Source organism: Kitasatospora sp. NPDC004240, assembly GCF_053603215.1.
Genome location: NZ_JBSGFD010000343.1, coordinates 1 through 5,277 on the forward strand (window position 1 = coordinate 1; position 5,277 = coordinate 5,277).

The following is a 5,277-nucleotide window of genomic DNA, read 5'->3' on the forward strand; positions in this document are numbered from 1 at the left end:
GCGGCACGCCGGACGGCCGGGCGGGCCAGCGCGCGCAGCACCGCGGGCGGTTCGACACCCGCCGCGGCGGGTGTGGCGAGGTCGAGGCGGGCGGGTGCCAGCAGGTGTTCGGGTGCGACGAGGGCCGCGTCGAGCAGGGCGAGCGCCTCCGCCGGGGGCAGCGGCGCGATGCCGGTGCGGGCGAGCCGGGCGAGGTCGGCGGCGGCCAGCCGGCTGCCCATGCCGTCGCCGTCCCAGAGCCCCCAGGCCAGCGAGAGGCCCGGCAGGCCGAGCGAGCGCCGGTGCGCAGCGAGCGCGTCCAGGAAGGAGTTCGCGGCGGCGTACGGGCCCTGGCCGGCGGTGCCGAGCAGGCCGGCCACCGAGGAGAAGAGGACGAAGGCGGTGAGCGGCAGGTCGGCGGTGGCCTCGTGCAGCGCCCAGGCGCCGTCGGCCTTGGGCCGCAGCACGGCGTCGATCCGCTCGGCGGTCAGCCCCTCGGTGATCCCGTCGTCGACCACCCCGGCGGCGTGCAGCACCGCGGTGACCGGCAGGCCCTCGGGGGCCCGCTCCAGGGCGGCGCGGACGGCGGCCGGGTCGGCGACGTCGCAGGCGGCGGCCAGCACGGTCGCGCCGGCCGCCGTCAACTCCTCGGCCAGGCCCGGCTCGACGGTGCCGCGGCGGCTGAGCAGCAGCAGGCCGCGGACGCCGTGGACGTGCACCAGGTGCCGGGCGACCAGGCCGCCGAGCGCGCCGGTGGCGCCGGTGAGCACCACCGTGCCGTCCCCGAAGGCCGGGCCGCTCCGCCCCTCGGCGGCCGGTTCGGCCTTGCGGAGCCGCGGCACCAGCAGTTGTCCGCCGCGGACGGTCAACTCCGGCTCCTGGTCGGGGTGCCAGGCCTCCGGAGGGACGGGCGCGCCGGGTTCGGCGTCCACCAGGGCGACCCGGCCCGGGTGTTCGGCGGCCGCCGAGCGGAACAGGCCGCGGACGGCGGCGGCCGCCAGGTCCGGCACCGGCCCGCCGTCGGCGGTCGCACCCCGGGTGAGCAGCACCAGCCGTGCCCCGTCCGGGCGTTCGCCGGCCAGCCACTCCTGGAGCACGGGCAGCAGCAGCCGGACGGCCTCGTGCGCGGCGGCGGCCGGGTCGGTGCCCCCGCCGCTGTACGGGAGCAGCACGGCCCCGGTGCCTGCGGGCAGGTCCGTCAGGCCGGTCACCACGGTCGTCCCCGGGAGCAGCGCGAGGTCCGGGTCCTGCCCGGCGAGGGTGAGAACGGCGGCCTGCGCGGCACCGGCGGACCGGAGGGCGGGCGCGGGCTGCGCGACGAGGGTGTACAGCGAGCGGTCGGTGGTGGTCCGCAGGGCCCGGGCGAGGGCCTCCGGTGCGACGGCGCGCAGGTCCAGCCGGCGGGCCGAGGCGAGTGGTTCGCCGGCGGCGTCGGCGAGGGTCAGCCGGTGGCCGCCCCCGTCGGGGGTCAGCCGGACCCGGGCGGCGGTGGCGCCGGTGGCGTGCACGGTGACCCCGCTCCACGCGAAGGGCAGCAGCAGTCCGGGCCCGCCGTCCGGCTCCCCGGCCCGGCCGTGCAGGGCGAGCAGGTGCAGGGCGGCGTCCAGCAGGGCGGGGTGCAGCCCGTACGCGCCGGCGCCGGCGGCCGGTTCCTCGGGCAGCGCGACCTCGGCGTACAGGGTGCCGTCGGCGGCCCGCCAACCGGCCCGCAGGCCCTGGAAGGCGGGGCCGTAGTGGTAGCCGTCGGCGGCCAGGCGCGGGTAGACGTCGGCGAGGTCCAGCGCGGTGGCCCCGGCGGGCGGCCAGTCCCGCAGGCCGTCCGGCTCCTCCCCGGCCGGATCCTCGGCGGCCGGATGCTCGGCGGCCGGGTCCTCGGCGGTCAGCGTGCCGGTGGCGTTGCGGGTCCACGGGGTCTCCTCGCCACCGGCGGGGCGGGAGTGCACGGCGAGCGCCCGGCGGCCGTCGGCGTCGGGGGCGGCCACCGACAGCTGGAGCTGGACGGCCCCGTCGGCGGGCAGGCCGAGCGGCGCCTCCAGGGTCAGCTCCTCCAGGTACGGGGCGTGGGCCCGCTCCCCGGCGCGCAGCGCGAGTTCGACCAGGGCGGCGCCGGGCAGCAGCGCCCCGGCGGTGACGGCGTGGTCGGCGAGCCAGGGCTGAGCTGTGCGGGAGAGTCGTCCGGTGAGCAGCAGTCCTCCGCTGTCGGGGAGTTGGACCTCGGCGCCGAGCAGCGGGTGGCCGGACCGGTCGAGGCCGACGCCCTGTGGGTCGAGGGGCGCGGCGGCGGGGTCGAGCCAGTAGCGGCGGTGCTCGAAGGGGTAGGTGGGCAGGTCGGGTGTGTCGGCGACGCGGCCGGTGAGTCCGGTCAGCGCGGGCCAGTCGACGGTCGCGCCGACGGTGGCGTGCCGGGCCAGCGCGGTGGCCAGGGTCAGCGGTTCGGGCCGGTCACGGCGCAGGACGGCGGCCGTGGTGGCGGGCGTGGTGGCGGGGCCGTCCTCGGCCAGTGCGGCCTGGATGAACGCGGTGAGGACGGCGTCGGGGCCGAGTTCCAGGTAGCGGGTGACCCCCTGCTCGTGGAGGGTGCGGACGGCGTCGTGGAAGCGGACGGCGGAGCGGATGTGCCCGGCCCAGTAGGCGGGTTCGGCCAGTTCCGCGGCCGTGGCGAGCCTGCCGGTGACGTCGGAGACCACCGGGATCACCGGCTCGCGGTACTCCACCGTCGCGGCGGCCCCGGTGAACGCGGCCAGCACCTCGTCCATGTGCGGCGAGTGGAAGGCATGGCTGACCGTCAATTTCCTCGTACGGCGCCCTCGCTCCCGCCAGGCGTCGGCGAGCGCCACGACGGCGTCCTCGTCGCCCGAGATCACCACCGAACGCCGGCCGTTGACCGCCGCCAGCGACAACACCTCCTCACGGCCCACGAGTTCGGGCAGCAACTCCTCCTCGCTCGCCTCGATCGCCGCCATCGCCCCGCCCGCCCGCGCCGACTCCATCAGCCGACCACGCGCGGCCACCAGCGCGGCCGCGTCCTCCAGCGAGAACACCCCGGCCACATGCGCCGCCACCACACCGCCGATCGAATGCCCCGCCACCAGGTCCGGCACCACCCCGGCGGCCGTGACCAGCCGGTACAGCGCCACCTCGACGGCGAACAGGGCGGGCTGGGTGTACGCGGTACGGTCCAGCAGACCGGCGTCCTCGAAGACCACCTCGCCGAGCGAGCGCTCCAGATACGGCCCGAAGGCCTCCGCCACCTCGTCGAACGCCGCCGCGTACACCGGGAACGCCTCGTACAACTCCCGCCCCATACCGACGCGCTGACTGCCCTGGCCGGTGAAGAGGAAGGCGGTGCGCCCGGTGGTGGCGCGGCCGCTCAGCAGGCCGGGGGCGTCCTCGCCGGCGGCCAGCGCCCGCAGTCCGTCGAGGAGTTCGGTGCGCCCGGCGCCCAGCACGACGGCCCGGTGCTCCAGGGCGCCGCGGGTGGCGGCGAGGGCCAGGCCGACCCGGGCCGGGTCGAACGCGGGCCGCTCGGCCAGGTGGTCCAGCAGCCGCCCGGCCTGCTCGCGCAGCGCGGTGGCGCTGCGGGCCGAGACCGGCCACGCCACCACCGGCGGCACGGTCTCCTCGACGGGCTCCGGCACAACCGGCGGCTGCTCCAGGATCACGTGCGCATTGGTCCCGCTGATCCCGAACGAGGACACCGCCGCCCGGCGCGGACGCCCCACCTCCGGCCACTCCCGGGCCTCGGTGAGCAGTTCCACCGCACCCGCCGACCAGTCGACCAGGGGCGACGGCTCCGCCGAGTGCAGCGAGGCCGGCAACACACCCTCGGCCATCGCCCGCACCATCTTGATCACACCGCCGACCCCGGCGGCCGCCTGGGTGTGCCCGATGTTGGACTTCAACGAGCCCAGCCAGAGCGGCCGTTCCACAGAGCGCTCCCGCCCGTACGTGGCCAGCAGCGCCTGCGCCTCGATCGGGTCACCGAGCCGGGTGCCCGTCCCGTGCGCCTCCACCGCGTCCACGTCCGAGGCCGACAGGCCCGCGCCCGCCAGCGCCGCCCGGATCACCCGCTCCTGCGAAGGACCGTTGGGCGCGGTCAGCCCGTTGCTGGCCCCGTCCTGGTTCACCGCCGAACCACGCACCACCGCCAGCACCCGGTGCCCGTTGGCGCGGGCGTCCGACAGCCGCTCCAGCACCAGCACACCCACGCCCTCGCTCCAGCCGGTGCCGTCGGCACCCGCGGCGAAGGACTTGCAGCGGCCGTCCGCGGACAGCCCGCGCTGACGGCTGAACTCCACGAAGGTGTCCGGCCGGGCCATCACGGTCACGCCGCCCGCGAGGGCCAGCGTGCACTCGCCCGAACGCAGCGCCTGGCTCGCCAGGTGCAGCGCGACCAGCGAGGAGGAGCAGGCCGTGTCAACGGTGACCGCGGGGCCCTCCAGGCCGAAGGTGTAGGCGATCCGGCCGGAGATCACGCTGGAGGTGTTGCCGGTGAGCAGGTACCCCTCGTAGCCCTCGGGGGCGCGCTGCAGCCGGGAGCCGTAGTCGTTGTACATCACGCCGGCGAAGACCCCGGCCCGGCTGCCGCGCAGCGCGGCCGGATCGATGCCGGCCCGCTCCAGGGCCTCCCAGGAGGACTCCAGCAGCAGCCGCTGCTGCGGGTCCATCGCGGCGGCCTCACGCGGCGAGATCCCGAAGAAGTCGGCGTCGAAGTCGGCCGCCCGGTGCAGGAATCCGCCCTCCCGGGTGTACGAGGTGCCGAGGTGGTCCGGGTCCGGGTGGTAGAGGTGGTCGAGGTCCCAGCCCCGGTCGGTCGGGAACGGCGAGATGGCGTCCCTGCCCTCCGCGACCAGCCGCCACAGGTCCTCCGGCGAGGCCACCCCGCCCGGGTAGCGGCAGGCCATCCCGACGATCGCGATCGGCTCGTCCACGGCCGATGTCACCACCGGTGTCCGCACCGGGGCGGCCACGCCGTCGAGTTCGGCGAGCAGCCGGGCGGTGAGCGCGGCCGGCGAGGGCTGGTCGAAGACCACGGTGCTGGGCAGCCGCAGACCGGTGGCGGCGTTGAGCCGGTTGCGCAGCTCGACGGCGGTCAGCGAGTCGAAGCCGAGGTCCTTGAACGCCCGGTCGGCCGCCACGCCACCGCTGCCCTCGTGTCCGAGGACCGCGCCGACCACCGACAGCACCAGGTCACCGGCCACCCGGGCGCGTTCGGCCCCGGGCAGGGCTGCCGTGCGCTCGGCCCAACCGCCGCCGGCCGTGGCACCGCCGCGGGCGGCGCCGCGCCGGGCCGGGGTC

Annotated in this window: 1 protein-coding gene; it reads right to left on the reverse strand. The window is 77.3% G+C overall.

The window, feature by feature from the left end; translation table 11 throughout:
* Positions 1–5,277 (reverse strand): type I polyketide synthase (locus tag ACWEQL_RS40705; protein WP_452156387.1); only part of this gene is annotated, 5,277 nt, incomplete at both ends.